Source organism: Sphingomonas sandaracina, assembly GCF_036663695.1.
Classification (GTDB): Bacteria; Pseudomonadota; Alphaproteobacteria; order Sphingomonadales; family Sphingomonadaceae; genus Sphingomonas.
In genome coordinates this window covers 1135671-1161390 of the sequence record NZ_JAXOJK010000001.1, presented here as the reverse complement: position 1 = coordinate 1161390, position 25720 = coordinate 1135671, and the positions used below count along the sequence as shown (strand labels likewise).

Below are 25720 nucleotides of genomic sequence, written 5' to 3'. Positions count from 1 at the left end.
AGGCAAGTCCGGCTACATCGTCAGGCCTGGAGTGAAGCAAAGCATGACCGGCAGCCGCGCGTGTCGGTATCGCGATCGATCATTGCGCTAATGAATGATCGCGACCGTACTTATTTCGGACGCGGTGAAAGCAGCGTCCAGATCGACGACATCGACGTGGGCGCCACCTTCAGGTCCGCCCACCTGCCATGCCCACCCCACACCTGCTCGTCAATATCGCACGCTGATTGTGCCCAGCACCGAGCGCGGCGCGCCGTAATAGCCGCCGTCGAAGTTGGTTGCGGTCAGGTATTTGGTGTTGGTGACGTTGCGCAGGTTTACCGCAGCCGAGATCTTCGGAGTGATGCTGTACGCTGCGAGCAGGTCGAGCAACGCGTAATTTCCCTGCCGACCTAGCCCGGTCGGTGAGATGATGCGGCTCTGGTACTGCGCGGCCGCGCCCAGCTTGAGCGCTGGTAACATCGGCAGCGTATAGCTGAGATTCAGTCGCCCGGTGTTGCGCGCCACGTAGCGGCGCACCGGATTACCCTCCGGGTCCTCGATCCGCATCACGGTGTATCCGCCCGTCATCTGAAGGCCCGGCGCAAGCTGGCCGCCGACATCGATCTCGACGCCTTCCGACTGCGCATCGATCCCGACATAATATGTGCGCGTGACGTTGTTCTCAGTGACAATGCCCGCCGCCTCGGCGGTATTGTTCTGCCGCGTCTTGAACACCGCGACCGTCGCGTTCAACCGGCCAGCGAACCAGTCGCCTTTGATCCCCAGTTCGAGGTTTTCGCCCTCGATCGGATCGATGATGCGTTTGTTAAAGTCCAGCAGCTGGTTCTGTGGATTGAAGATCGTTGCGTAGCTCCCGTAGACGCTCAAATTGTGCGTCACGTCGACCGTAGCGCCGGCGAAGGGCAGGAAGCGCGTCGCGTCGAAATCGGTGTTCGCGCCGTAGGAAAAGCCCGTGCTCTTGGCATGCGTCACGTTGCCACCGACCATCACCTTAACCGCGTCGCCGGGATTGAACCGAATGAGGCCATAGGCGGTTTCGCGCGACGTGTGGGTGTTCTGGCTCGAGATCGGATCGCTCGAAAATTCGGTCGGGAAGTTGGGCAACGGGAAGTTGCCCGCGAACAGGTCGGGGTAGGGCAGGTAAGTCCCGATCGTGCTATTGTCGTAGCTCGACTGCTGGATATATTCCTGCGCGCTGCGGTTAACACCGATGTTGATCTCGTGCTGGCGGCCGAGGAACGTTACCGGGCCGGCGATATAGGCTTCCATGGTTAGGTTGCGCGTGGTCGCGCGGAACTTGCCTGGATAGCTTTGGATTCCGACCTGAAGCCCGGTTGCCGGATCGATGCCGATTCCATCGGGGTCGTTTCGCAGCGGGTTGCCATACACGTAGAAGAGCGTGTTTTTCTCGTCGGTGGCGCGGCGGATGGCGCTGGCGCGGGCAACCCAACCATTGCCGAAGCGGTGCGTGATGTCGCCAAAGATCTGCCGGTCGATGACGTTCCAGCTCGACCAGTCGGGGGCGACGTTCGACGAGCGGGCGAAGTCCAGCGGCGTACCGTCGCTATAGGTGATCGGGATAGCCCCCCACATCGCGCCGCGGCTCTTGTGGTCCTGATGGCCATAGCCGGCGCTGACCGTCGTGCTGGCGCCAAGGTCCGCCTCGACGATACCGTAACCGACCCAGCGGCGCAGACCGTAGCGATCGAGATGGCTGTCGCCGTCCTGATACGCGCCGACTGCGCGCGCACGGACGCTGCCGTCCTTGGTGATCGGCACGCTGACGTCGGCTTCGCCGCGATACTGGTCGAACGAGCCATATTGTCCGCTAGCACGCACCTGCAGGTCCTTCGTCGGGCGCTTGCGGATGAAGTTGACCACGGCGGACGGGTTTCCGGTCGAGGAAAGCAGGCCAGGTGCGCCGCGCACCACTTCGATGTGGTCATAGAACGCGGTGTCGATCGAGCCGGTCTGGATGCCGAACGCGAACGGTACGCCGATACCGTCGACCTGGAACGTCTGGATGTCGAAGCCACGCGCGGAGAAATACACGCGGTCGGTCTCGCCAGCCTGCACGTTCACGCCGGGTACGGTAGCGAGCAGCGTGTTGACGTCGTTGAGCTGGAAATCCTCGATCTGCGCGCGCGTAACGATACTGACCGACTGCGGCGTTTCGCGGAGTGTCAGATTGAGCCGCGTTGCGGTCGTCTGCCCGGCAATCGTGTAATCGCTGCTGCCCTCGGTACGTGCGCCGGTAACGACGATCTCGTCCGCGGATTGGCGCGTCTGGAGCTCGGTCCCGGGATCGGGCATCGTGACGGTCGAAGCGTCGAGATTGGCCGCGGTCATGAGAACGGCGAGTAAGGCAGTCATTGGTATCCCCCAGAAATCTCTGACCGCCTATTGAAGTGCCTTCCGTAATAATGCAAGTCGTTATCAATAAGGCGTGGCAACTCATGCATGGGAAGGGGCAACCCAGCGGAGCCTGTTGCTCTCGACGCGCTTCGTGCTGTTTCCGTAACGGGGGTCACATCAATCCCCGGCGATCACACGGGCCGAAGAGAGACAAGCAAAAGACCAAAGTGGATAGGCGGGGCATCGCGGCGACTGTCTGGAGCTGTTTTTGCTGAGGCTCCTCCCTATTCAGTTCGTCACAACAGATCTCGCTGTTGTCGCGCTAACCCGTGGCGAGGAGTTGGTGCCGTATGTCTCCCGAAGGCCGCAAGCCACTGGTTTGGTCGCGTCTGAACTGTGCGCAGACACCCGCCAACTGCAAGCGCCGAGAGGGGGTGGGGGTACGGACGGGAAGGGGCTGATATTTACTTCCTCAACGCAGACGAAGGAGTCCGCCAGTGCGGCTAGGACTTTTGTAATAAGGCATTGTCTCAGGTGCACATTTTACAACGACCTCGCAGCTAGCCATTCTCCAGTTTCCAACTCACTTAATATGACAGTCGTAGTGCCATATAAGTCACAACATGACAGGAACGTCATAAATGATTGGGCGAGCCTTTACAGGCCTCGAACGGGATCCCTACCGTGCAAGAATGTTCCAAACAGCTGCAGTTGCAGTTTGGAAGGCTTCCGCAACCGACCGCACAAGCGGCCGTTTCGGTCTTAAATTGGGGGGATCTCACTTGGTTGCTACCGCTCGTTTTACGTCGAAGACGCTGCTGCTCGTTGCAGCCGCACCTTTCGTCCTCGTATTGTCAGCCACGCCGAGCTTTGCGCAGGATGTGACCGGTGCAGCGGAGCCGCAGAAGACTCTTTCCCCAGAGACCGCGCCAACCGCGGAAGACACTGGCGACGATATCGTCGTTACCGGATCCCTCTTCCGCGGTGCCGACACCGGTCCGTCGCCAGTGACCACGCTGACCGCGGCGACGCTGCAGCAGCGCGGCATCAATACGGCTGCTATTACGGCATCAACTCGGTCGGTGCGGTCGGCAGCCGTAACGTCAAGTCCGCGTTTTTCGAAATCAACGTGCCGGTCCTCGACCAACTCGTGATCAACGGGTCGGGCCGTTACGACAATTATTCGTCGGGCCAGAGCAACTTCTCGCCGAAGATCGGTGCGAAATTCTCGCCGATCCAGCAGTTCTCGGTCCGTGGTACCTTCTCTAAGGGTTTCCGCATCCCGAGCTTCAACGAAGCCAATGGTCTGCCAACGACCGGCTATGTGACGCGTTCGCTCGATCCAAGCATTCCTGCGCAGGCGGCATTCATCGCAGCGCACGGCGGCAACTCTTATTCGACGGCCCAATTCTCGGTCGGCAACACGTCGACGGGCAGCGCGTATCGGGCATCGATTTCGGTGCCAATGCCCGGTTCCCGATCGGCGACAACATGACGTTCAGCACCTCAGCAGACGCGTCGTACCTGCTCAAGTTCGAGAAGCAGACGGCGGACGGCAACGTCGAACGGTATGACGGCACGCTCAGCCCCTGCAACAACACCTCGTGCTCGGGCTCGCCGAAGTGGCGTGCGACGTGGCAGAACACGCTCGAAGTCGGTGCCGCATCACTCTCGGCGACAGCTTATTACACCGCTGGCTATGACCTTGCTTCGACCGATGTGTCCAACGGTACAGCGGCTTCAAAGGCGATTGCAAAGCCAGCATCGGTTCGTCGGTGGTCAAGTATCAGGACGGATCGCCGGTATTGTGCAACGCAAAGGCAACCTGGAACGTCGATATGACCGCCACGGTCAAGATCAACGACCGTTTCACGCTGTACACCAACGTGCTCAACATCTTCGACATCAAGCCCCCGTTCGATCCGAGCGGCGGTTGCAGCATCAACCAGTATAACCCCGCCTGGACGACAGGCAACATCATGGGTCGCTTTATCCGGGTCGGCGCACGCGTCAACTATTAAGCAAAGCAAACCAATTGAGGCAGCTTCTTCGGAAGCTGCCTTTTTGTTGGGTTTGTATATTGGCGGCAGTGGCTGACTACCGTTCAGCGATCGTTGCTATTTCGGGGTTTGTAATGCTGGCATGGCATTCCCTTGCTAACGCTCGTTTAAGCAACGACGATCAGAGTCTATATCTCATAACTCAAGCGGTGGCCGACAGGCCGTGTTGGTCTGGAATCATGTCCAGACCAACACGGCTTATCCGCGTGCTACCCAGCCTTAGGTCGCCTGGTTGGACGATACAGGCTTGGCCGTGACGTCGAAGCGGTCGGCATTCATGACCTTCACCCAGGCACGAACGAAGTCACGAACGAACTTCTCCTCGTGACCATTCTCGGCATAGACTTCAGCTGTCGCACGCAGCTGCGAGTTCGAGCCGAAGATCAGGTCGGTACGGGTGGCCTGCCACTTCTTCTCGCGACCACCGCGATCGTAACCGATGAACTTTTCGTCGCTCGACGTATCGACCAGATCCCAGAACGTGTCGTTGTCCAGGAGGTTGACGAAGAAGTCGTTGGTCAACTGCCCCGGACGCTCCGTCAGTACGCCATCAGGCGCATCACCGAAGTTCGCACCGAGTACGCGCAGGCCGCCGACCAGCACGGTCATTTCCGGTGCGGACAGTCCGAGAAGTGAAGCCTTGTCGAGCAGCAGCTCTTCGGTCTTCACCGGGTGACGCGTCTTCAGGTAGTTGCGGAACCCGTCGGCCTGCGGCTCCATCCACGCAAAGCTCTCGACCTCGGTCCAGTCCTGCGTCGCATCGCCGCGTCCGCCTAGGAACGGCACCGACACGTCATGACCGGCATCGCGTGCCGCCTTCTCGACCGCAGCCGAACCAGCGAGCACGATCGCGTCGGCCAACGAGATGTTACCACGCAATTCGTTAAGCTTTGCCAGCACCTGGCTCAGCTGCTCGGGCTCGTTGACCGGCCAATCCTTCTGCGGCGCGAGCGCGATACGTGCACCGTTTGCACCACCGCGGTGGTCCGACCGGCGATAGCTCGATGCCGACGCCCAGGCGGTCTTGACCAGCTGGCCGATCGTCAGCCCGCTCGACAGCACGGCGTCCTTGAACGCAGCAACGTCAGCGTCCGACGGCGCGGTGCCGACGGGAACCGGATCCTGCCAGATCAAAGTCTCTTCAGGAACCTCAGGCCCAAGGTAGCGAACCTTCGGACCCATGTCGCGGTGCGTCAGCTTGAACCAGGCACGCGCGAACGCGTCATCGAGTGCGGACTGATCGTCCCGGAAGCGGAGCGCGATCTCGCGGAACTCGGGGTCCATCTTCAGCGCCATGTCGGCGGTGGTCATCATCGTCGGCACACGCTTGCTGGGATCACGTGCGTCGGGTGCCATGTCCTCCGGTGACGGGTTGACCGGCTGCCACTGCTTTGCGCCGGCCGGGCTCTCGGTCAGCTCATAGTCGTACTTGAACAGCAGGCGCAGATAGTCGCCGGTCCACTTCGTCGGGTTGTTCGACCACGCGCCCTCGATGCCCGATGTGGTGATGTGGCCCTGGCCAATCTCCTCGCTGTCGGTCAGCCAGCCCAGACCCTGCATGTGCACGGCTTCCGAAGACGGGGCCTTGAAATGCGGCGCAGGCTTTGCACCATGCGACTTGCCGAAAGCGTGGCCGCCGGCCGTCAGTGCAACGGTTTCCTCGGAATTCATCGCCATCCGCTGGAACGTAGCCTTCATGTCGCGTGCGGACATGAGGGGGTCGGGATCACCGCCCGGGCCCTCGGGATTAACGTAGATGAGGCCCATCTGGATCGCGGCAAGCGGCCCTTCGAGCTCGGGCATGTCCTCGCTGATGCGCGTCTGCGCACCCTCGTTGACCCAGATCTCTTCGGCGCCCCAGAACGTGTCGCCCTCGGACGCAAATACGTCCTTGCGGCCGCCGGCGAAGCCGAACACCGGTCCGCCCATGCTCTCGATCGCGACGTTGCCGGCAAGGATGAACAGATCGGCCCAGCTGATGTTCTTGCCGTATTTCTGCTTCAGCGGCCACAACAGGCGACGCGCCTTGTCGAGGTTGCCGTTGTCCGGCCACGAATTAAGCGGCTCGAAGCGCTGCTGACCTGACGACGACCCACCACGGCCGTCGGTCACGCGGTAGGTGCCGGCGGCGTGCCACGCCATGCGGATCATGAACGGGCCATAGTGACCGTAATCAGCCGGCCACCAGGCCTTGCTGTCGGTCATCAATGCCGTCAGGTCCGCCTTGAGCGCAGCATAGTCGAGTTGCTGGAACGACTCGGCGTAGTCGAATTCTTCGCCCATCGGGTCGGGGGAGACGCCGTGCTGGTGCAGCATGTCGATCGGCAGCGCATCGGGCCACCAATCCTTGTTCGTGCGACCCAGCAGCGAGCGGGCCTTCGCTTCGCCGCCGCCACCGTTCGGACCCATCGGGCAACCGCTGCCCTTAGGCTGTTCGTAATCGGCCATCTTGGCGTCCTCTCTCAATGAGTATTACCGTCGTGCCCATACGATGCAGGATCCGAGAGACATTTGTCCAATCGATTATTCGGGAGATATCGATCATATCAGTCGATTACAGATGGCGGCCTAGCACCCTGTCGCGCGTGTCCGCCACGCCGCAGTCAGGCGTGCTTCTGGCGAATCCAGTTATCGCGCTCGACGAAGATCGCCTGCATCTCCGCCATGTTTTCGGTACCCCAGGTGCATAAGGGCTCGAGCGCTCTGGCGAGGCTCTGGCCAAGCTGCGTCAGCGTGTAGTCGACGCGTGGCGGCACCTCCTTATAGTCGGTCCTGCGCAATACGCCGTCCGCTTCCAGCTCCTTCAAATGCTGGATCAGCACCTTGTCGCTCACGTCGCGCACGGCGCGCTTGAGTTCGCCGTAGCGCGTCGGCCCGCGCAGCAGGAAATACAGGATAAGCGGCTTCCATTTACCGGAAATGATCTTGAGCGTCGCATCGAGGCCGCAGGTGAAGGCGGGAGCAACGGGAGCGGAATCTGCAGCGGCGGGTTGGAGCGTGTCGGACATTCTAGAGACTTACCAAAAGGTGCATACTTGTCGATAGGTAGGTTGAGGGCCAGCTGCATGCAACCAAGAACTGGAGGCATGTATGAACCGACTAGAAGGCAAGACTGCGATCATTACCGGCGGCGGCACGGGCATTGGCCTGGCTTCGGCAAAGCGCTTCATCGAGGAGGGGGCGGTCGTCTACATTTTCGGGCGAAGGCAGAAGAAGTTGGACGCAGCAGTGGCCACGCTCGGCGAGAATGCGCGTGCGGTGATGGGATCGGTCACCGATGCCGGCGATCTCGACCGGCTGTTCGATACGGTGAAGCAGGAGCGCCGCACGCTCGATATCCTGTTTGCCAATGCCGGAACCGGCGCGCTCATGCCGCTTACAGAGATCACGTCCGAGCATTATGACGAGACCTTCGACATCAATGTGAAGGGCACGATCTTCACGGTGCAGAAGGGCTTGAAGCTGATGGGCCAGGGTGGTTCGGTCATCCTCACCGGCTCGACCACCGGCGTGATGGGAACGCCTGCGTTCAGCATCTACAGCGCGTCGAAGGCCGCTGTTCGCAACCTCGCGCGCAGCTGGGCGCAGGATCTGCGCGGTACGGGTATTCGCGTCAACGTCCTGTCGCCTGGACCGACGCTGACCGAACTGGCGGCCGAGGTCGTCGGTCGTGACGCGATGATCGAGATGGGGTCTACCACGCCGATCGGCCATGTCGGCGACCCATCCGAAGTCGCGGCGGCCGCTGCGTTCCTCGCCTCGTCGGACAGCAGCTTCATGACGGGCAGCGAGCTGTTCACCGATGGAGGCCTGGCTCAAATCTGAGGAACTAAGCCAGCGGGCGAAAAGGCCCGCTGTCTTAGAATGCGGTACCGGTCGTCCAAACGACCCTCAGGCTAGCATTCCAGATCACGAAGGCAGCGATCGTTCAGCGCAACAATTCCTGTTTTCCCACCTCCGAACGGTCGTTTCGAGAAAAGTCCGGGAACAGATAAAGCGGACGTCCCGGACTGCTGCTGCCGCGGTCTGTAAGACCGCCGTCCCGTCATGGGTCCCAATCGGGCAGTCGCTAAACTGCGCTAAGGCCGTCTGATAAGCTCATCGCCATCGCTCCTCGCTTCGTCTACCATCATTGCCACCTGACCATACCGCCCGTTGGAGATGAAAGTGCTGTCCCCCACAACGCTAGCGGCCGCGTTCGATCGCGTAACAGATCATTGGTCGCCAAAGGTATTCGCCAGGTCAATAACCAGTTGCTCAAAGTCGCGAAGCTAAAGGGCGAGTTGACTTGGCATGCGCATGACGGCCAGGACAAATTATTCTATATCGTAAAGGGCTCTTTACGGATCGAGTTCGAGGATGGGGCAGTCGATCTTCAAGAGGGTGATTTTCTGACCGTTCCGAGCGGCGTTCGCCATAATCCAGTGGCGGAGGAAGAATGCTGGGTCTTGCTGATCGAGCCAGCGGAAACCAAGCATACCGGTGAAGAGATAACGGAACGGACCCGCAGCTTGGCCGAGCAATTAAGCTAGGGCATTCCAGCTACCATGCTCGAAATCCATTCCACTCGGAACGGTCGGGCTCAGTCCGGAAGTCGTCGAGACGATTCTACCGTACACCGAAACGAGCTTTTGCAGAGATTAGCGGCCAATAATTGGCGATTCCAGGTTTGCAGCCAAAGCCGTCAGGCGGCGAACCAGCAGACTCGGCCATTCCCGATCGACCATACCTTTCGAGAAAGACGGCAGTGCCGTGGAAGGTCGGCTATCGCCATCCGCTTCTGCAACAGCGGGATGTCCGCACTCTTCCCAACTGGCGATTTTCGCGAACGGGTAGCCGGACGTCAAAGCGGGCTATCGCAGCGATGAACGAGCGTGCGAAGTTCGGAAGCGAAAAGGGGTGCCGAGTGTCTGGGAGTGAGCCAGATCGCCTTGTCCCCGCTCTATTTCGTCAGCGCCAGTCTGCTCGCGCTTTCGATCGCGAGGCTGACCGTGCTGGGCCAGTCGCTCCACGCTAGCCATGCCGCGCCGGCCTGGGCGCTCCGCCGTGACTGAATGGCTGGCGCTGATCGGCGTGGCGTTCCTTGCCGCAACGGCCTCGGCGGAAACCCTGCGCGGCGAGATAGCGACGGCCTATGCAACCAACCCGTAACGCGCCGCGCCGGGCCGCGCAGACTGGCAACCCCTTGCTCTTGCAACAACGGCGGGTGGTCGATGCATCCACGGACCGGATCGATCAGGCCCGAAGGCGGTCACGCTCGGCGATACGCGTCCTCGACAATCCGGCCCTTCGCCAAGATGTCCACGGCGCCAGGCATTGCAAGTCGGAAAAGACGGTGCCGCGCTGGCTCGAACACGATATATTGAGGTGTAATATCCTGCTATTAGCAGTCGGATGAACACATTAAGTTCCGCTTCTGCCATTGCATGCGTCGAGGAGCGTGTGGCGGTCGACGCCGCGACTTTTGCTGCCGAGGTGGCGGGGCGCGATACGCCGATCGTGTTGCGCGGGCAGGTTGCGCATTGGGCGAGCGTGCGCGCGGCTAGGAATGGTGATCGGGCGACGGCGGCGTATCTGGCCGGGCTCGGCGATGGTGGCAAGCCGATGGAAGTGTTGATCGGCGGCCCGGAATTCGGTGGCCGCTTTTTCTATCGCGGCGATAATCTGGAAGGGTTCAATTTCCACCGCGAGCAAGCCCCGCTGGGGGTTTTGCTAAGCGAGTTGTTGCGGCTGTCGAGCGTACCCGAGAGCGAGCGGCATATCCTGTACGCGAATGCGGCGACTGCGCCCGAGCACCTGCCGGGCTGGGCGGCGGCCAATCCGCTCGACCTGCCTCTCGGCGGAGCGACGCCGCGGCTGTGGATCGGCAACGGATCGCAGACCGCGACGCATTATGACGGCTCCACCAATCTTGCCTGCGTCGTCGCGGGGCGCCGCCGCTTTACGCTGTTTCCGCCCGATCAGGTCGGCAATCTGTATGTCGGGCCGCTCGACCGGACGCTCGCGGGGCCGCCGTCGAGCATGGTCGATCCGCTCGCGCCCGATCTCGACAGCTTTCCGCGCTATGCCGAGGCGCTAGGTCATGCCCTTGTCGCCGATCTGGGGCCGGGTGATGCTTTGTTCATCCCGGCGATCTGGTGGCATCATGTTCAGGCGTTCGGGACGCTCAACGTGCTCTGCAATTACTGGTGGGCGTTCGATCCGAGCGTGTCGGCGTTCCACGCGATGGTGCATGCGATGATGGCGGTACGCGATCGCCCGGCGGCGGAGAAGGCCGGGTGGCGGGCTTGGTTCGAGCATTATGTGTTCGCAGACGACGCGACCGCTGCGGGCGATCATCTGCCCGAAGCGGCACGCGGCGTGCTGGGTCCCGCATCGCCCGAGCGTACCGAACGGATCCGCGGCTACCTGCTGAAGTCGCTCCAGCGGCGCTGATCAGTCGCCGTCGAGATAGGCTGCGACCCAGACCAGCGGTGCGTTCCAGTTGATCGCGACTTCGTTCAGCGCATAGGCGTTGATGTCGTCTGCCCAGCAGCGTTGCGGCGCACAATGGCCTTTCAGCTTCATCGCGACCGGGTCGGCCATGGCACTATTGTTGGGGCCACCCGACACGGCGCCTGGCGGCGGTGGCGGGTAGGCGGAGGAGAGCTGGTGCGCCCAGAAGCGATGATGCGGGTTGGTCAGCGGCTTCCACCCGGTGCCAGAGACATAGGATTGGCCGAGCGGATTGCGGCCGAGGATATAGTCCGCGGCATCGACGACGCCCGCGCGGTACCGGGCGTCGCCGGTGAAACGCTGTGCGAGACCGAGCAGCATCGCGCGGTTCAGCACGGTCGAGTTCGAGCCCCAGCTATAGGTCTGCGAGGCGTAGGGAATGCGGTATCCAGACCGCGCGATCTCGGCGAGGAATCCGTCCGCGGCCGTTACGATCGCCGTACGCGCACTGTCGCGAATTGCGGCGGGTACACCGCTTGCAGTCGCGAGCGTGATCGTGCCGAGCGGCGCGACGCTGGGCCAGCCGGGTTCGCCGGTCGCGCCGGTCGGCAGCGATGCGCGATACGCTACGTCGCCGGTAGTCGCGAAGAGTTCGGCGGCGGCCCAGGCGCGTTCGTCGTCGAGCGTCTCGTCGCCGTATCCGCCGCTGCCGGTGAAACCTTGTGCTGCGAAGATCGCAGGGTTTCGCTGCGCCGCCGTCCAGGCTGCTTGCGCGGCGGCAAGGCAGCGCGCCGCGAAGGCGGGGTCGATCGGCTTCCAAAGCCGGGCCGCCTGCGCCGCGACGGCGGCGAGGTTCAGCGTGGCCGCGGTCGAAGGCGGATAGAGCAGGCGCGGTTCCTTGTCGTCGGCGGGGGCGGTAGGCAGCGCGGTCCAGTGCGCGTCGGCGACCTTGTGATGCGCCATGCCTCCGGCATCGACCGCCGTCAGCGTGAGTTTGCCGGACCGATCCTGCGGACCGATCGGTAATGCCAGACGGCTGCCGGCGGGAACCTGCATGCGCAGCATCCATTCGACTTCCCACCGTGCCTCGTCGAGCAGGTCGTCATGGCCGTTGCCGGCTTCCGGCAGCCGCGCCTGCCCGTCCGCGAACAGGCGGCGGGCGAGGCGGGTCTCGTACAGGTTCTGCAGCGTCCATACCGCGATGCCGGCATTGACGACATATTTGCCCTGATCGCCCGCATCGTACCAGCCGCCGGTGACGTCGAGCGTGTAGGGGCAGCCGGGCCATACATTGCCCTTCTCGTCCGCGCCCGAGAAGCATCCCGCGACCTCGTGCGGATGCCCTGCCGCGCGCGCCCAGCGCGCACCGGCCCAGCGCGCCTCGATCGGCGTGCCGGCCCGCTGCTGGTAGAAGAAGTTCAACGCGTTCAGCGCCAACGGGGCGTAGACGGTACGGCCGATCCGGAAGCGACCGCTGTCGGCACCATCGACGCGCAGGCGATAGGTGCCGGCTCGGGTAAGCGCGGAGAAGGTCGCGAGATGGACGTGGTCGCCTGAGACCATGTCGTTGCCGCCGACGCTGGTCCGCCCGGTCAGTACCGTCCTGCCGGCGTCATCGACCACGACCCAGTCAAGCGGGCGCGTCGCCACATCCGCGACGATCGCGCGCTTGGGGTCGTCGGAGCGGAAGCCTAGCTGGTTGAGGTTTATGACGGCGGCGGCAAGGAGAAGAGGGAAGGGCATCAGATTGTCCTGTTCTGGCTCAATAGCGCTAGTGCGTCGGCATGGGGTGGCATGTGCGTCATCGACGTAGCGACGACGCGCTCGATCTGGGCAAGCCGGGCGGCAACGGTATCGATCGGCATCGCGTCGCAGATCGGATCGTAGCCCATGACGGCGGCGTTCTGGCCGGTCAGCAGCGCAAGCCAGCTGACCTCGTTGAACAGTTCGTCCGCCTCGCGAAAGATGCGCCCTCCGGCGCGGAATAGCGCCAGCTTTTCGGCAAGGCCGGCCGGGATCGGCGCCGCCGCGCGCTCGCGCCAGAAAGGCTCGGTGCGGGCGTTGAGATGATAATGCGCGACGAGGAAATCGCGGATCCGGACGAACTCCGCGGTCATCGTGCGGTTGTAGCGGTCCAGGATCGCTGGGACAGGCGCGCCGCCCGTCGGGAGCATCCGCAGGAGATGCTGCAACCCGCTCTGCACCAGATGGATGCTGGTCGACTCAAGCGGTTCCATGAACCCCGCGGCCAGGCCAAGCGCGATACAGTTGCCACTCCAAAAGCGGTTGCGGTGGCCGGTAGCGAAGCGGATCACGCGAGGGTCGGCGAGCGCCTCGCCCTCCAAACCGGCCAGCAACGTGGCTGTCGCCTCGTCCTCGCTGCAATGGCGGCTCGAAAAGACATGCCCGTTGCCGGTGCGGTGCTGGAGCGGGATACGCCAGCGCCAGCCCGCGGGCTGGGCTATGGCGCGAGTGAGCGCTAGTGGTGCGGCGTCGGCGGTCGAGGGCACGGCGACGGCGCGGTCGCACGGCAGCCACTCAGACCAGTCGGTCCAGCCGGCTTGCAGCGCGCCCTCGATCAGCAGCGCGCGAAACCCCGAACAGTCGAGGAACAGGTCGCCGGCGATACGGCTGCCGTCGGCGAGACGCACCGCGGCGATCCCAGCAGGGCCGCGCTCGACGCGGTCGACCATGCCTTCGCGGCGGACGACGCCGTGCGCCTCGGCCTCGGCGCGCAGGAACGTCGAATAGCGGCCGGCGTCGAAATGATAGGCATAGCCGATCCGGGATAGCGGTGAATCACCGTTGGCGATCGGGCGCAAGAAGCGGCCGGCTTCGGCGGCGCGCGCTTCGAGCGAATAGGCGCCAAGTGCGTCGGCGACCCCGGCCTGACGCGCGCGCAGCCATTGCGCGGCGAACGGCACCCCGGCGATGTCGGTGCCGATCTGGCCGAAGGGGTGGACATAGGTCTCGCCTGGGCGCGTCCAGTCTTCGAAGCGGATCCCGAGCTTGTAGCTGCCGCCGGTCGCGCGCAGGAACGCGGCCTCGTCGATGCCCAGCATCGCGTGGAAGGTACGGATCGGCGGGATCGTCGCCTCTCCGACGCCGATCGTCGGGATGTCGTCGGACTCGATCAGCGTCACGCGCGTGCCGGTGGGGCCGAGCAGGCGTCCGAACGCGACTGCCGCCATCCAGCCCGCCGTGCCCCCACCCACGATGACGACCGAGCGCAGCGCGTCGCTCATGCGTACACGCGCGTCGGGCAGGTGCGTGCGAGATACTCTTCGTGTTGCGGCATCCGCGACGCCGCGTCGGTGAACATCGTGCGCAATCGATCGAACCGTGCATCGACATCGCGCGCATCGATCGTATCGGCGAGGCGGTCCCAGCCTTCCGGCACGATGCCCTGCCCGAGCAAGACTGCGACCCAACTCTCTTCGGCGAACAGGTCGTCCTCCCAGCGGAACAGCCGTTGCAGCGGGATGCGCCACTGCCATCCCGCCTCGCGTGCGTTTGCGCGGGGGAACGGGGTAAGGGGGCCGGTGTTGGCACCCGGCACCGCCCAGGCGGCGTCGCAGCGGAGCCAGTGCGACCAGTCCTTATGACCCGCCTCAAGCGCGCTTTCGATCAGTAGCGCGCAGAACCCGGAACAGTCTACGAAGATGTCCCCCTCGATCCGCACCACGCCGCGCCCCTCGGCATAGTCGCGGAGATAGGCGGCGTAGAGCACGGCATCGAACTGATAGGCGTAGGAATAGGTCGATCCGATTGCGCGCGGATCGTCGAGCGGGGGCGCAAAGCGGTTGGCGCGCGCGGCGAAGATCGGCAACGAGCAGTCTTCGAACGGGGGGACACCCGCGCCGCCGTCGCGCGCGGCGTGGAGCCAGAACTGGTGAAACGGCAGGCGGGCGATGTCGTGCTCGAAATCGCTGAACGGTTGAATATACGTGTCGCCGATCCGGCCCCACTCGCGGAATTCGATGCCCAGCTTGAATGTCGCTTTCGTACACCGTGCAAAATCGGCCTCGTGGATACCCGATCTTTGATTGAAGAAGCGAATGTGCGGTACCGTCGCTTCGTCGACGCCTACTGCGCCGATCTCGTCGGACTCGATCAGAATAACATCGGCCGAACGTCCCGCGAAGCTCATCGCAAATGTTGCAGCGGTCATCCAACCGGCGGTACCGCCACCAATGGTGACGATCCGTACTCTCCCACGTTCCGGCACATTACGCTCGTTCACAGTGTTGTAACAAAGCAACGGTCCGCCCTGAACATTCAAATCCGATATTTTCGTCTCTAGCTGCCAGCACTTAGCTCCGCTACCGCTATCTCAATACAAGGCGCTGCATTTACATGATAGCGCTAACATAGCAGGGGATGCAGGCGTGATAAATAAATCGAGAATCCTGAACGCGGCCGGCCGTACGAACGCCTTGAAGGGTAGCGTGTCGCTGGTGGCGCTGTGTCTGGCAGCGGTTCCGCATGCAGCATTTGCGCAGCAGGCCGGCGACGTGGCGCCGCAAAGCGCGCCGACACCGAACGCTCTTCAGCGTACCGCACCTTCTGATCGTGCCGCCGCGCCATCGCCGGCGGATGCTGCGACGGGGCAGGCGCAGCCCTCCGCCAACGCGCAGGTGCCGTCCGGCGGCGCCGAAGTGACGCAGGCCGAACAGTCCACCGCGACTCCGCAGGACGAAGCTGCCGATCAGGACATCGTCGTCACTGGCATCCGCCAGAGTCTGCAGAGTGCGCAGGCGATCAAGCGCAATTCCGAAGTCGTCGGTGATTCGATCTCGTCCGAAGATATCGGCGCGCTGCCCGATCGTTCGGTCACCGAAGCATTGCAGCGCGTTCCTGGCGTGTCGATCAGCCGCTTCTCGGCTGGCGTCGATCCCGATCACTTCGCGACCGAAGGGTCGGGCGTCACCGTCCGCGGCCTCAGCTATACGCGGTCCGAGATCAACGGCCGCGATTCGTTCAGCGCCAATAACGGCCGCGGCCTGTCGTTCGCCGACGTGCCTGCCGAACTGCTGGGCGGCGTCGACGTGTTCAAGAGCCCGTCCGCCGACATGATCGAAGGCGGTATCGGCGGCTCGGTCAATCTGCGCACGCGCCTGCCGTTCGATTCCACCGGTATGGTCCTGGGCGGCACGCTCGAGAACAATTACGGCGACTTCGTCAAGAAATCGGCGCCGACCATCTCGATCCTGGGCAGCAATCGCTGGGAAACCGGCATCGGCGATTTCGGCATCCTTGCCAGTTTCGTTCGCTCGCAGGTCCGCAGCCGCGCCGACAGCGTACAGATCTCGAATTGGGGGCAGCGCGTGATCGGCGCCGACGGTTCGCTGCTACAGCCGGTCGATGCGACCACCGGCGCGGTCAATACCGGGCGTACCGTGTACGTGCCCCGCGGCGCCGCCATCCGCAGCCAGGAATTCAACCGTACTCGCTATGGCTATTCGGCGGCCGGCCAGTGGCGGAGCAACGACAAGTCGATGACCGCGACGGCGCAGTTCCTGCGTACGGATTCGCGCGAAGCGTGGACCGAGAACTCGATCGAAGTCGCGACCGACAATGTGCTTGCGGCGGGCGATTCGCAGCCATTCCCCGGCACCAGCTTCACCTATGACGACGACAACGCCTTCACGAGCGGGACCATCACCGGCCCGAACGGCTATCGTGCCGACCAAGACCCCGCAAACGGCGGCGATCAGCGCACGCCGACCAACGGTTTGCAAAGCAACAACATCTCGCGCGGCAACCAATCGCGCTTCCGCACCAACGATGCTAGCTTCAACCTGAAGTGGCAGGCGACGAACCGGCTGGGCATCAACCTCGATTATCAGCATGTCTGGTCTCAGGTGAAGGTCACCGACCTGACGGTCTGGGGCACGACCTATCAGAATGCCGATATCCGCCTGGACGGCACCAACCCGGCCTATGTGAACTTCATTCCCGTCACCAACTCGCCGAACAACTACCAGAACGCGGCGCACCCGAGCTACCTCGATGCGTATAACAATTTCTACCGTTCGGCGATGGACCATATCGAGGACAGCAAGGGCAACGAGGATGCCGCGCGCATCGATCTCGACTATTCCTTCCCCGAGGATAGCTGGCTGACGTCGATCCGCGTCGGGTATCGCTTCGCAGACCGTCAGAACGAGGCGCGGTCGACGGGGTATAACTGGGGTGTGCTCAGCGAGATTTGGGGCGGCGGCAATAACCAGGACAATGCGGCGGCCGCAACCGGCCCGGGTGGTCCGGTGTGGTTCGATCGGCCGATCGACGGCAATCCGGTGACCCGCACGGCCGGCGAGCTCGGGCCGCAACAGGCATTTCTGTATGACAATTTCTTCCGCGGTAAGGCCAACGACGCATCGAACGGCGGACGCGTGTTCGTGCCGGGGTCGTTCCTGCAGGATTACGGCGCCGCAACGCAGGCGATTACCCAGATCGCGCAGGAGTGGCGCAACTTCACCAGCAACCTGTCGGGTGCCAATGGCTGGGTGCCGCTGGCGGCGCGGGCCGGCGCCATCGCCGGGACGCCGTTCCTGCCGGGCGAGATCAATCCGGTCAGCGAGCGCAACAACGCGGCCTATGCGATGGCCCGGTTCGGCAACGACCTGTCGAACGGCTGGAACCTGAGCGGCAATATCGGCGTGCGCTATACCAAGACGCGCCGCGTCTCGTCGGGTTTCTTTGCCTTCCCGCAGCAATCGTTCGCTTGCACTGCACCCGCCAGCGGACAAGCGGTATCGCGCTTCTGTGCGCTGCCGCAGAATGTCCGCGATTCCGCCGCGGCGTTCCAGAATGGCGGATTGATCGCCAACGATGCCAAGCTGACCTATGATTATTTCCTGCCGAGCTTCAACGTGAAGCTGGCGGTGGGCGGCGGTTTGCAGTTTCGCGCCGCGTTCACCAAAAGCGTCGCGCCGCCCGATTTCGGCCTGACGCGCTCCTATTACAACATCAGCCTGAACACGAGCGATCAGACGATCCTGTTCAACGGCGCGCCGGTGGCCACCTTCCAGGTTGGCAACCCGTTCTTGAAGCCGGTCCGCGCCGACAATTACGACGTGACCGCGGAATGGTATTTCTCGAACGTCGGTCAGCTGACGCTATCGGTGTTCAAGAAGAACTTGTTCGGCGTCCAGACCAACAGCCTGCAGCGCCAGAGCTTTACCAACAACGGTGCGACGTTTGACGGTATCATCACGACGCCGCTGAACTCGACCGAGACCGGGCGGGTGAAGGGCTTCGAGGTCGGCTATCAGCAGACCTACGACTTCCTGCCGGGTTTCCTGGACGGGTTCGGTCTGGCTGCCAACTTCACCTATGTGAAGTCTTCTGGCGTGTCCCAGCAGAATTTGGACGCGAACGATCCCAACGTCACCGCGGGCGTCATCTCGAACGTCGATACCAGTGCGCTTCCCTTGCAGGGATTGTCCAAATATCAGTATAATATCGGCCCGTTTTACCAGCGGAATGGGCTCGAAATCCGGGCAGCGTATAATTGGCGGTCGAAGAACCTGTTGACGATTCGCGACGTGATCACCCCGAACTCGCCTGTGTTCGCGGAGAAATATGGACAGCTCGACGCCTCCATCTTCTACGCGGTCACGCCGTCGGTGAAGATGGGGTTCCAGGGCGTGAACCTGAGCAATTCCATCACCCGGACATCGTACGTGCTCAACGACGATCTGCTGACGCGGCCGCGCAACTGGTTCATCGCCGATCGCCGCTTCACCTTCTCGATCCGCGCGTCGTTCAAATAACCGCGAAAGGCGACCTGCCGGTTCGGGCAGGTCGCCCAATTTCCCCTCAGGGCGTCCCGCTGTTGCTGGACGCGCTCTTTATTGTCGGGTCCGCGCGCGGCGGCTTCCACCCGGAAGCTTTAGCGCATCGCCTCGAACGCATGTCGTAAGGGCAGGGGCGGCGGCGTGTTTTTCCCCCGCGCGGCTCGGGTCTTTCGATCCAGATTTAGCGATCGGCCATGCCCGCCGCCGCCGCTTCGGTCACGCGGGTGAATTCGAGCACCCGCATCCGGCGGAGCATGTCTGTCATTGCAACGTTGCTCGCGGAGACCCGTGGGACAGAGCGCTGCCGAGCAGCGTGGCCGCGTCGACGGTGAATTTGAAGCCGACGACGAAGGCATCGTGAATATTGCTGGTGCGGAACGGCACCGAGGTCTGGTCCGGGTGGACGATATATTGCACGTTGGGCGAGATCCGGATCGACGGGTTCAGCTGCGCGCCATATGCAAGCTCCATCATGTATTGATCGTGCGGGATGTCGGGCGATCCCCCCGCCGAGACCCGCGCCGCACGGATATTGTCGAGCGCGAGATCGCTGAAATGCTGGTCGTTGAGGACGAAGCCGATCGTATCCTTGTCCCTCCCGGCAAAGGTGCCGGTCTGCACCAGCCCCATTTCCAGATAATGCGTTTCGGTAACGCGGCCCGACAGATTGGCCATCGCGACGCCGAACATGCTCAGCCCGCGCTCCGACTTGGGATCGGGCCGGGTCAGCATCTGGTCGAAGCGGAAGAACATGCCCGAACGGCCGTGCTGCGTAGCATAGGGTTGCCCGGTCAGCACGGCGAGGCCGCCCTGCGCGTCGCGCAAAGGATCGGTATAATCGCCGCGATCGAACCAGCCGCCGACAGCATAATGGCGGGGCAGGTGATCGTTCGAGAAGTCGGTGCCATAGCCCAGTTCCCACGGCACGATCACCCCGGTGGCATTCTTGGTGCTAAAGCTGAATCCGTCGTCATCGGCGCGCTTTCGGTCCGGGTTTACCTCATACACGCCGGCATGGAGATAGACCTTGTCGGTGATGTGCCCGGTCGCCTGCGCCATCCAGCTCGACGCCGGGAAGTAGGTGAAGTTGCTGACCTTGAAGATGAAGGTCGGGTTGCCGCATGCCGAGTTCGACTGGAAATTGCAGTACAGCGGCGAGTTGAGGAACGAGACATTGGCGGTCGATTTCCCCGCCTCGACATCCAGCTTTCCTTGGAGGAAGGTCTGCTCCCACGTCAGGATCGCGAGATGGGTGTTCTGCGTACCCCAGATTTCCTGCACCGACGTGTTGTTGCCGATCGCCAGATTGGACAGGCTGTCGCCGTGCCGGTTGGTTACCGCGACGTGGATCTTGCCGCCAGCGATCCCGGCGATGCGGTCCATGTCGAAATCGAGCCCGGCATAGACTTGCCCTGCATAGGCCGCGTCCTGGCGCAGGCCGCCGCTGGGATTGCCCGCCGCTTCGCCGGTATAGTTGAGCGCGATCGTAACGCCCTTGTCCGCCAGTGGTTGCCAGGTCTTTGGCGTGGCGGAGGGTGCCGCCGCGTCGTTGCCCAGCACGGCCGGGACCGAATCCTGCTGACCCTGCTGACCCTGCTGACCCTGCTGATTCTGCGCCGACGTCGCATCCGGGCTGGTCTGGGCAAAGGCCGGCGCCGAGACCACGCTCAGCATTACCCCCGCCGCAAACAGGGCGACTTTCGTTTTTACCATGACACGATCCTTACTTTGAATCGATTGAAGGGAGGTCAGTCGAGCGCCGGAAGCGGTCGCTTGACGATGCCGAGGAGCACCGCGCTGACCACGGTGCCCGCCACCAAGGCGACGACGTACGCGCCCAGATGCGTGACGGCGCCCGGGATCGGCAGCACGAAGATGCCGCCATGGGGCACGCGCAGTTCGACGCCCGCTGCCATGGAAATCGCGCCTGCCAGCGCCGATCCCGCCATGAGGGAGGGAATGACGCGGAACGGGTCGCGTGCGGCAAACGGGATCGCGCCTTCGGTGATGAAGGCGAGGCCCAGCACCGCGGCGGCCCCGCTGGTTTCGCGCTCTTCCTTGGTGAAACGGTTGCCGAACAGCTGGCAGGCGAGGGCGACCGCTAGCGGCGGGGTCATCCCCGACACCATCGTCGCGGCCATCGGCGTATAGATCTGGCTGGCGACGAGGCCGACCGAAAAGGCGTAACTCGCCTTGTTGACCGGCCCACCCATGTCGCACGCCATCATCGCGCCGAGCAGCAGGCCGAGCACGACCGCGCTGCTGCCCTGCATCCCGCGCAGCCATTCGGTCAGCCAGGCGAGCGCCGCCGCGACCGGCGTACCGACGGCATAGACCATCAGCAATCCGGTGATCACCGTGCCGAGCAGCGGCAGGATCAGCACGGGCTTCAGCCCCTCCAGCGTCCGCGGCAGGCGGATGGTGCGACTGAGGAAATCGGTCGCATACCCGGCGATGAAACCCGCGACGATACCGCCGAGGAAACCCGCGCCGAGATTGGCCGCGAGCAACCCGCCGACCATGCCTGGCGCAATGCCGGGGCGATCGGCGATCGAATACGCGATATAGCCCGCCAGCGCGGGGACGATGAGGGTAAAGGCACCCTTTGATCCGATGGTGAACAGCGTGTGGGCAAGCGTTCCCGCCTGCGAATCCGCATTGGCGTTGATCCCGCCGAGCGCGAACGCCAGTGCAATCAACAGACCGCCCGCCACCACGAACGGCAGCATGAACGAGACGCCCGTCATCAGATGCTTGTACGGGCCGACGCGGTCGCGCTGCGCCCCGGTATTGCTCGCCGCGTCCGTCGTCGCGCCGCCCAGCTGCTCCCTGGCCTCGACCAGCGCGCGCTCGATCAGGGCGGCACCGCCGCTGATCGCGGGTTTGGTGCCCGAGGCGAACACGCGCTTGCCGGCGAAGCGACCGCGATCGACTTCGCGATCGGCGGCGATCAGCACGATGTCGGCTTCCGCAATCTCTTCCGCGGTCAGCGCGTCGCGCGCGCCGACCGAGCCCTGCGTCTCGACGCGCAGCGTATAGCCGAGCTGGCGCGCGCCTTCCTGCAAGCCTTCGGCGGCCATGAAGGTGTGCGCGATACCGGTGGGGCACGACGTGATCGCGACGATGCGCGGGACCGCGGTGTCAGTCGCAGCGCTGGCCGGGGCGGCTCCCGCCGCGATTCCGTCGATCACCGCGCCGGCATCGCCCAGCACCTGCGCCACGCTGGCGCGTGACCGCGCGAAGCCGGCGAAGCGAGGATCGTCCCCGTCCCAGTCGTGGTCACGCTCGGCAACCAGGAGCACGCGGTCGCCCGCTTGCGGCGCATCCGCCGCGATCCCGCCGAGCACGCCGTGCGTGGTCCGGATTTCCACCGTGATGGTCTGACCGCGTGTTTCCGCGGCGCGGCGCAGCGCCTCGCCCGCCAGCACGCCCGCGACGCTGGCATCGCCTGCGTCGATGACCGCCCAAATTTTACTCATACTGCCTCTCCACTCGGGGATAGTCGGGTGATCGACACCGCATCGTTCAGCGCGCGGACGGTTTCTCGATCGGGTAGATTGGGTCCGGCACGGCCTAGCTTCGCGACCGCAAAGGCGGTTGCGCGACGTGCGATCGTCTCAAGGTCGGCACCGTCGTGCAACGCGGACGCGATCCCCGCGACCATCGAGTCGCCTGCGCCGACCGTGCTCGTCACCACATCCGCCGCCAGCCGCGCGATCAACGTGCCTTCGGACCCATGGAACACCGCCCCTTGCTCGCCCAACGACACTACGACGAGCGCAATGCCGGCGGCGTGCAGTTGGCATGCCTGCGCGACGACGGACGCGAGATCGTCGACCGCATGCCCCGCCCATTCGGCCAGTTCGTGCCGGTTGGGCTTGACGCAAAAGGGCAGCACCGGCCCGGCCAGCGCCGCCTGCAGGGCGGCACCGCTGGCATCTAGCACGACTCGCGCATCGCCCAGGCGCGTCAGCAGCGTGGCATAATGATCCGTTGAGCAACCGGTCGGCAAACTTCCCGCCAGTACGATCAGCCGCGCCGTTGTGGCCGCCGTATCGAGGCGCGTGGCAACCGCGTCCAACGCTGCCTCGGTCGCCACCAGCCCGGGCAGATTGACGTCGGTGGTGTCGACAGAGTCGACGATCTTCAAATTGGTACGCGTCGCGCCGGGCACCCGCACGCAGCGATCGACGATGTCCTTGGCCGCGAACAGCGTCTCGAACGGCACGGCGTTGTCCTGCCCGAGCAGCCCGGTGGCGATCACCGGCACGCCGAAATCGGCAAGACAACTGGCGACGTTGATGCCCTTGCCGCCAGCATCGAAGCGCACGTCATGGCCACGATGGACCTGACCGTGCGTCAAACGATCGACGTGGATCGTCTGGTCGATCGCCGGGTTGAGCGTGACGGTGACGACCGGCATCACGCGGCCTCGCTTGCCACATCGGCACCCAGCGCACGCACGTCGGCGGGGCTCGACAAGGCCAGCGCGCGGTCTGCCAGCTTTTGCAACGCCGCCATGTCACTGCCGCGCAACCGCGCCTTGACCGCGGGAATATCCCGCGGGGTCATCGACAATTCGGTGATGCCGAGCCCGGCCAGCAACGCCGCACCCAGCGGGTCCCCGGCCAGACCACCGCACACACCGACCCAACGGTCATACCGCCGCGCACCCGCAACCGTCATCTGGATCAGCCGCAGGATGGCGGGGTGGAACGCATCGGCCTCTGCTGCCAGATCCGGATTCTGCCGGTCCATCGCCAGCCCGTATTGGGTAAGGTCGTTAGTGCCGATCGAGAAGAAATCGGCATGTTCGGCTAGCGCCTCGGCCAGTATCGCGGCGGCAGGAACTTCGATCATGATGCCGATGGGCACGACCGGGGCATCCAGCGCGACGCGGATTGCCTCGCATGTCGCGCGCAGGCTGACGAGTTCGGACACCGACGAAATCATCGGGAACATGATCGACAGGTCGCCGCCGTCGCGCGCGGCGCGGTACAGCGCGCGCAACTGCGGCTCCAGCAGATCGATCCGGCGCATCAGCAGCCGCGCACCGCGGACCCCCAGAAAGGGATTATCCTCCTTCGGCAGATCGAGATAGGCGACCTGCTTGTCCCCGCCGATATCGAGCGCGCGGACGATCAGCGGGCGATCGCCGAGCGCGTCGACCATCGCGCGATACGCGGCATATTGTTCGTCCTCGGTCGGGCTGTCGCTGCGTTCGAGGAACAGGAATTCGGTGCGCATGAGCCCAACGCCCTCGGCGCCTTGCGACAACGCGAATGACACCTGATCGGCGCGGTTGACGTTGGCGGCGATGGCGAGCGCAGTGCCGTCCGTGGTCGTGGCGGGCAGTCCGCGTTGCGCCTCCTCTTCGGTGCGGATGCGGACGCCTTCCGCGATCCAGGCACGCGCAGCGTCGAGATCGGCGGGGGTCGGGTCGAGATAAAGGCGGCCGGTATCGCCATCCACGATGACGGTGGTGCCGCGGGCCACGGCCAGCAGCCCGGCACCGCCTGCGACGACGGCGGGGAGGCCAAGGGTACGCGCCAGGATAGCGCTGTGCGAGGTCGGACCGCCAAGCGCAGTCGCGATGCCGACGACGCGAGCCGGATCGAGACCGGCGGTATCGGATGGCGACAGGTCGGTCGCGACCACCACCACCGGCCCGTCCGGCAAATCGTCGGCACCGAAGGTCGCGCGCAGGGCGGGATCGAGTTCGGCCAGCACGCGGCGGCCGACATCGCGCAGATCAGCCGCGCGCCCGGCCAGCATCGGGTTACCCAGCGCCGCCAGCCGGCTCGCCAGTCGCTCGATCGCGGTATTCCACGACCAGGCGATGCCGTGCTGCTCGACCACCAGCTGACAGGTCAGCGTGATCAGATCGGTGTCGTCGAGCAGCGTCGCCTGCCCCTTGAAGATCGCGGCATCGCCCGCACCCAGGCGCCGCGTGGTATCGTCCACCAGTACGGCCAACTGGTCGCGCGTCCGCGCAAGCGCACGCTCCAGCCGTTCGCCAGCGTCGAGCAGCGGCTCGGGGATGTCCGGAATGTCGAGCGCTTCGGAGGCGATGACGTGCACCGTGCCGATTGCCATGCCCGGGCTGGCCGAAACGCCGACAAAGGTCTGCAATGCGGATTCAGGCGTCCAGCCGCGCACCGGCGCGCTGGCCTTTTCGGCGGCGCGCTCGGCATCGGCCTTTTCCTGCGCCACCATGCTCTCGGCAACCGCGCGGAACTTCGCGAGCGCGTCCTGCGCTCCGGCCCCGGTGGTGCTGATGGTGATGACGTCACCTTGCTTCAGACCGAGTTGGAGCAGCGCCACCAATTTGGTCGCATCGGCCATTTCATCGCCGTGGCGAATGCGTATCGGTACGCCTGCCGCCTTGGCCGCTTCGACCAGCCGCGTCGCCGGACGCACGTGGAGACCGGCTGGATAGGCGATCGTCCATTCGATCCGCTGATCGAGATCGCTGGCGACAGCCGTCGGCGCTGGCGCAATTTCGCCTGACAGCGCTGCGGTGATCACGGCGGCATCGGTCGTCGTGAACAAGGGCGCCAGCCGTGTCTCCTGCTGGATCAGTCGGGTTAGCCGGCGCAGGATGGCGATGTGGCTGTCCGAACTGGCGGCGATCCCGACGACCAGATGCACGATCTGACCGGGATTCCACTCGACTCCGGCCGGCACCTGCAACACCGCGATGCCGTCCCGGCGAATCAGGCCCTTGTCTTCGCCCATGCCGTGCGGGATCGCCAGACCGGCGCCCAGATAGGTGTTCGAGACGGCTTCGCGCCGGGCCATGCTGTCGGCGAAACTGGCACCGACACATCCGGCTGCGACCAGCATCGCGCCTACTTCCGCGATGGCAGCGGCCTTGTCGGCAGGGGCTGCACCCAACCGGACAAGCTCGGTCTCGACCGGACCCGCGTCCGACGTGATCTGCATGGCGTTCATCCTCTCACACCGTTATCGGGTGCTAGAAAACGTTTTCTCATACATTTGTCAAGAGCGGCTATGGCGGCCCGTCTTCAACGCTGTTGCTCTCCTGTTTGGCGACCGATA

At 63.9% G+C, this 25720-nt stretch carries 18 protein-coding genes; 8 read left to right on the top strand and 10 right to left on the bottom strand.

What is annotated here, in order from left to right; translation table 11 throughout:
• Window positions 1-210: 210 nt before the first annotated feature.
• Window positions 211-2376 carry a TonB-dependent siderophore receptor gene (locus U1707_RS05225; RefSeq protein WP_332798991.1) on the bottom strand — a complete coding sequence of 722 codons (2166 nt, stop codon included), beginning with the start codon at window positions 2374-2376 and terminating at the stop codon, window positions 211-213.
• 748 nt (window positions 2377-3124) lie between these two features.
• Here U1707_RS05225 and U1707_RS05220 point away from each other — a divergent pair.
• From U1707_RS05220 to U1707_RS05210, 3 genes are read left to right on the top strand one after another with little or no spacing between them, the layout of a single operon-like run.
• Window positions 3125-3853 carry a TonB-dependent receptor domain-containing protein gene (locus tag U1707_RS05220; RefSeq protein ID WP_332799072.1) on the top strand — a complete coding sequence of 243 codons (729 nt, stop codon included), beginning with the start codon at window positions 3125-3127 and terminating at the stop codon, window positions 3851-3853.
• A complete protein-coding gene (locus tag U1707_RS05215; RefSeq protein ID WP_332798990.1) occupies window positions 3850-4200 on the top strand; it encodes a hypothetical protein in 351 nt (116 codons plus the stop codon). The genes U1707_RS05220 and U1707_RS05215 overlap by 4 nt, the downstream gene beginning before the upstream one ends.
• Window positions 4197-4379 (top strand): hypothetical protein, encoded by a 183-nt coding sequence (locus U1707_RS05210; RefSeq protein WP_332798989.1) that lies wholly within the window; start codon window positions 4197-4199, stop codon window positions 4377-4379. Before U1707_RS05215 ends, U1707_RS05210 begins: the two co-directional genes overlap by 4 nt.
• A 258-nt stretch (window positions 4380-4637) precedes the next feature.
• Here the strand turns inward: U1707_RS05210 and katG are convergent, their stop codons facing one another.
• A complete protein-coding gene (gene katG / locus U1707_RS05205; RefSeq protein WP_443025648.1) occupies window positions 4638-6866 on the bottom strand; it encodes a catalase/peroxidase HPI in 2229 nt (742 codons plus the stop codon).
• A 155-nt stretch (window positions 6867-7021) separates the two neighbouring features.
• Window positions 7022-7426, bottom strand: a complete 405-nt coding sequence (locus U1707_RS05200) for a winged helix-turn-helix transcriptional regulator (RefSeq protein WP_332798988.1) — start codon at window positions 7424-7426, stop codon at window positions 7022-7024.
• 82 nt (window positions 7427-7508) lie between these two features.
• Between U1707_RS05200 and U1707_RS05195 the strand changes: the two genes are divergently transcribed.
• From U1707_RS05195 to U1707_RS05180, 4 genes are all read left to right on the top strand, one after another.
• Window positions 7509-8243: an SDR family NAD(P)-dependent oxidoreductase gene (locus tag U1707_RS05195; RefSeq protein WP_332798987.1), complete on the top strand. Its 735-nt coding sequence runs from the start codon at window positions 7509-7511 to the stop codon at window positions 8241-8243.
• A 392-nt stretch (window positions 8244-8635) separates the two neighbouring features.
• On the top strand, window positions 8636-8950 hold the full coding sequence (locus tag U1707_RS05190; RefSeq protein ID WP_332798986.1) for a cupin domain-containing protein: 315 nt from the start codon (window positions 8636-8638) through the stop codon (window positions 8948-8950).
• A gap of 384 nt (window positions 8951-9334) precedes the next feature.
• Window positions 9335-9472 carry a hypothetical protein gene (locus U1707_RS05185; RefSeq protein ID WP_332798985.1) on the top strand — a complete coding sequence of 46 codons (138 nt, stop codon included), beginning with the start codon at window positions 9335-9337 and terminating at the stop codon, window positions 9470-9472.
• 388 nt (window positions 9473-9860) lie between these two features.
• The gene (locus U1707_RS05180; RefSeq protein WP_332798984.1) at window positions 9861-10853 is read left to right on the top strand and encodes a cupin-like domain-containing protein; all 993 of its coding nucleotides are present in this window, start codon (window positions 9861-9863) and stop codon (window positions 10851-10853) included.
• Here U1707_RS05180 and U1707_RS05175 read toward each other — a convergent pair whose 3' ends face one another.
• From U1707_RS05175 to U1707_RS05165, 3 genes are read right to left on the bottom strand one after another with little or no spacing between them, the layout of a single operon-like run.
• Window positions 10854-12596 (bottom strand): glycoside hydrolase family 9 protein, encoded by a 1743-nt coding sequence (locus tag U1707_RS05175; protein WP_332798983.1) that lies wholly within the window; start codon window positions 12594-12596, stop codon window positions 10854-10856.
• On the bottom strand, window positions 12596-14098 hold the full coding sequence (locus tag U1707_RS05170) for a tryptophan halogenase family protein (protein ID WP_332798982.1): 1503 nt from the start codon (window positions 14096-14098) through the stop codon (window positions 12596-12598). The genes U1707_RS05175 and U1707_RS05170 overlap by 1 nt, the downstream gene beginning before the upstream one ends.
• On the bottom strand, window positions 14095-15081 hold the full coding sequence (locus U1707_RS05165; RefSeq protein ID WP_332798981.1) for a tryptophan 7-halogenase: 987 nt from the start codon (window positions 15079-15081) through the stop codon (window positions 14095-14097). Before U1707_RS05165 ends, U1707_RS05170 begins: the two co-directional genes overlap by 4 nt.
• A gap of 160 nt (window positions 15082-15241) precedes the next feature.
• Here U1707_RS05165 and U1707_RS05160 point away from each other — a divergent pair, with 160 nt between their 5' ends.
• A complete protein-coding gene (locus U1707_RS05160) occupies window positions 15242-18634 on the top strand; it encodes a TonB-dependent receptor (RefSeq protein ID WP_332798980.1) in 3393 nt (1130 codons plus the stop codon).
• A 285-nt stretch (window positions 18635-18919) separates the two neighbouring features.
• Here U1707_RS05160 and U1707_RS05155 read toward each other — a convergent pair whose 3' ends face one another.
• From U1707_RS05155 to ptsP, 4 genes are read right to left on the bottom strand one after another with little or no spacing between them, the layout of a single operon-like run.
• Entirely contained in the window at window positions 18920-20371 is a 1452-nt protein-coding gene (locus U1707_RS05155; RefSeq protein WP_332798979.1) for a carbohydrate porin, read from the bottom strand.
• Window positions 20372-20406: 35 nt separating this feature from the next.
• Window positions 20407-22137 (bottom strand): PTS fructose transporter subunit IIC, encoded by a 1731-nt coding sequence (locus U1707_RS05150; protein WP_332798978.1) that lies wholly within the window; start codon window positions 22135-22137, stop codon window positions 20407-20409.
• Entirely contained in the window at window positions 22134-23081 is a 948-nt protein-coding gene (gene pfkB, locus U1707_RS05145; RefSeq protein WP_332798977.1) for a 1-phosphofructokinase, read from the bottom strand. Before pfkB ends, U1707_RS05150 begins: the two co-directional genes overlap by 4 nt.
• On the bottom strand, window positions 23081-25603 hold the full coding sequence (gene ptsP / locus U1707_RS05140) for a phosphoenolpyruvate--protein phosphotransferase (protein ID WP_332798976.1): 2523 nt from the start codon (window positions 25601-25603) through the stop codon (window positions 23081-23083). Before ptsP ends, pfkB begins: the two co-directional genes overlap by 1 nt.
• Between the last annotated feature and the right edge of the window lie 117 nt (window positions 25604-25720).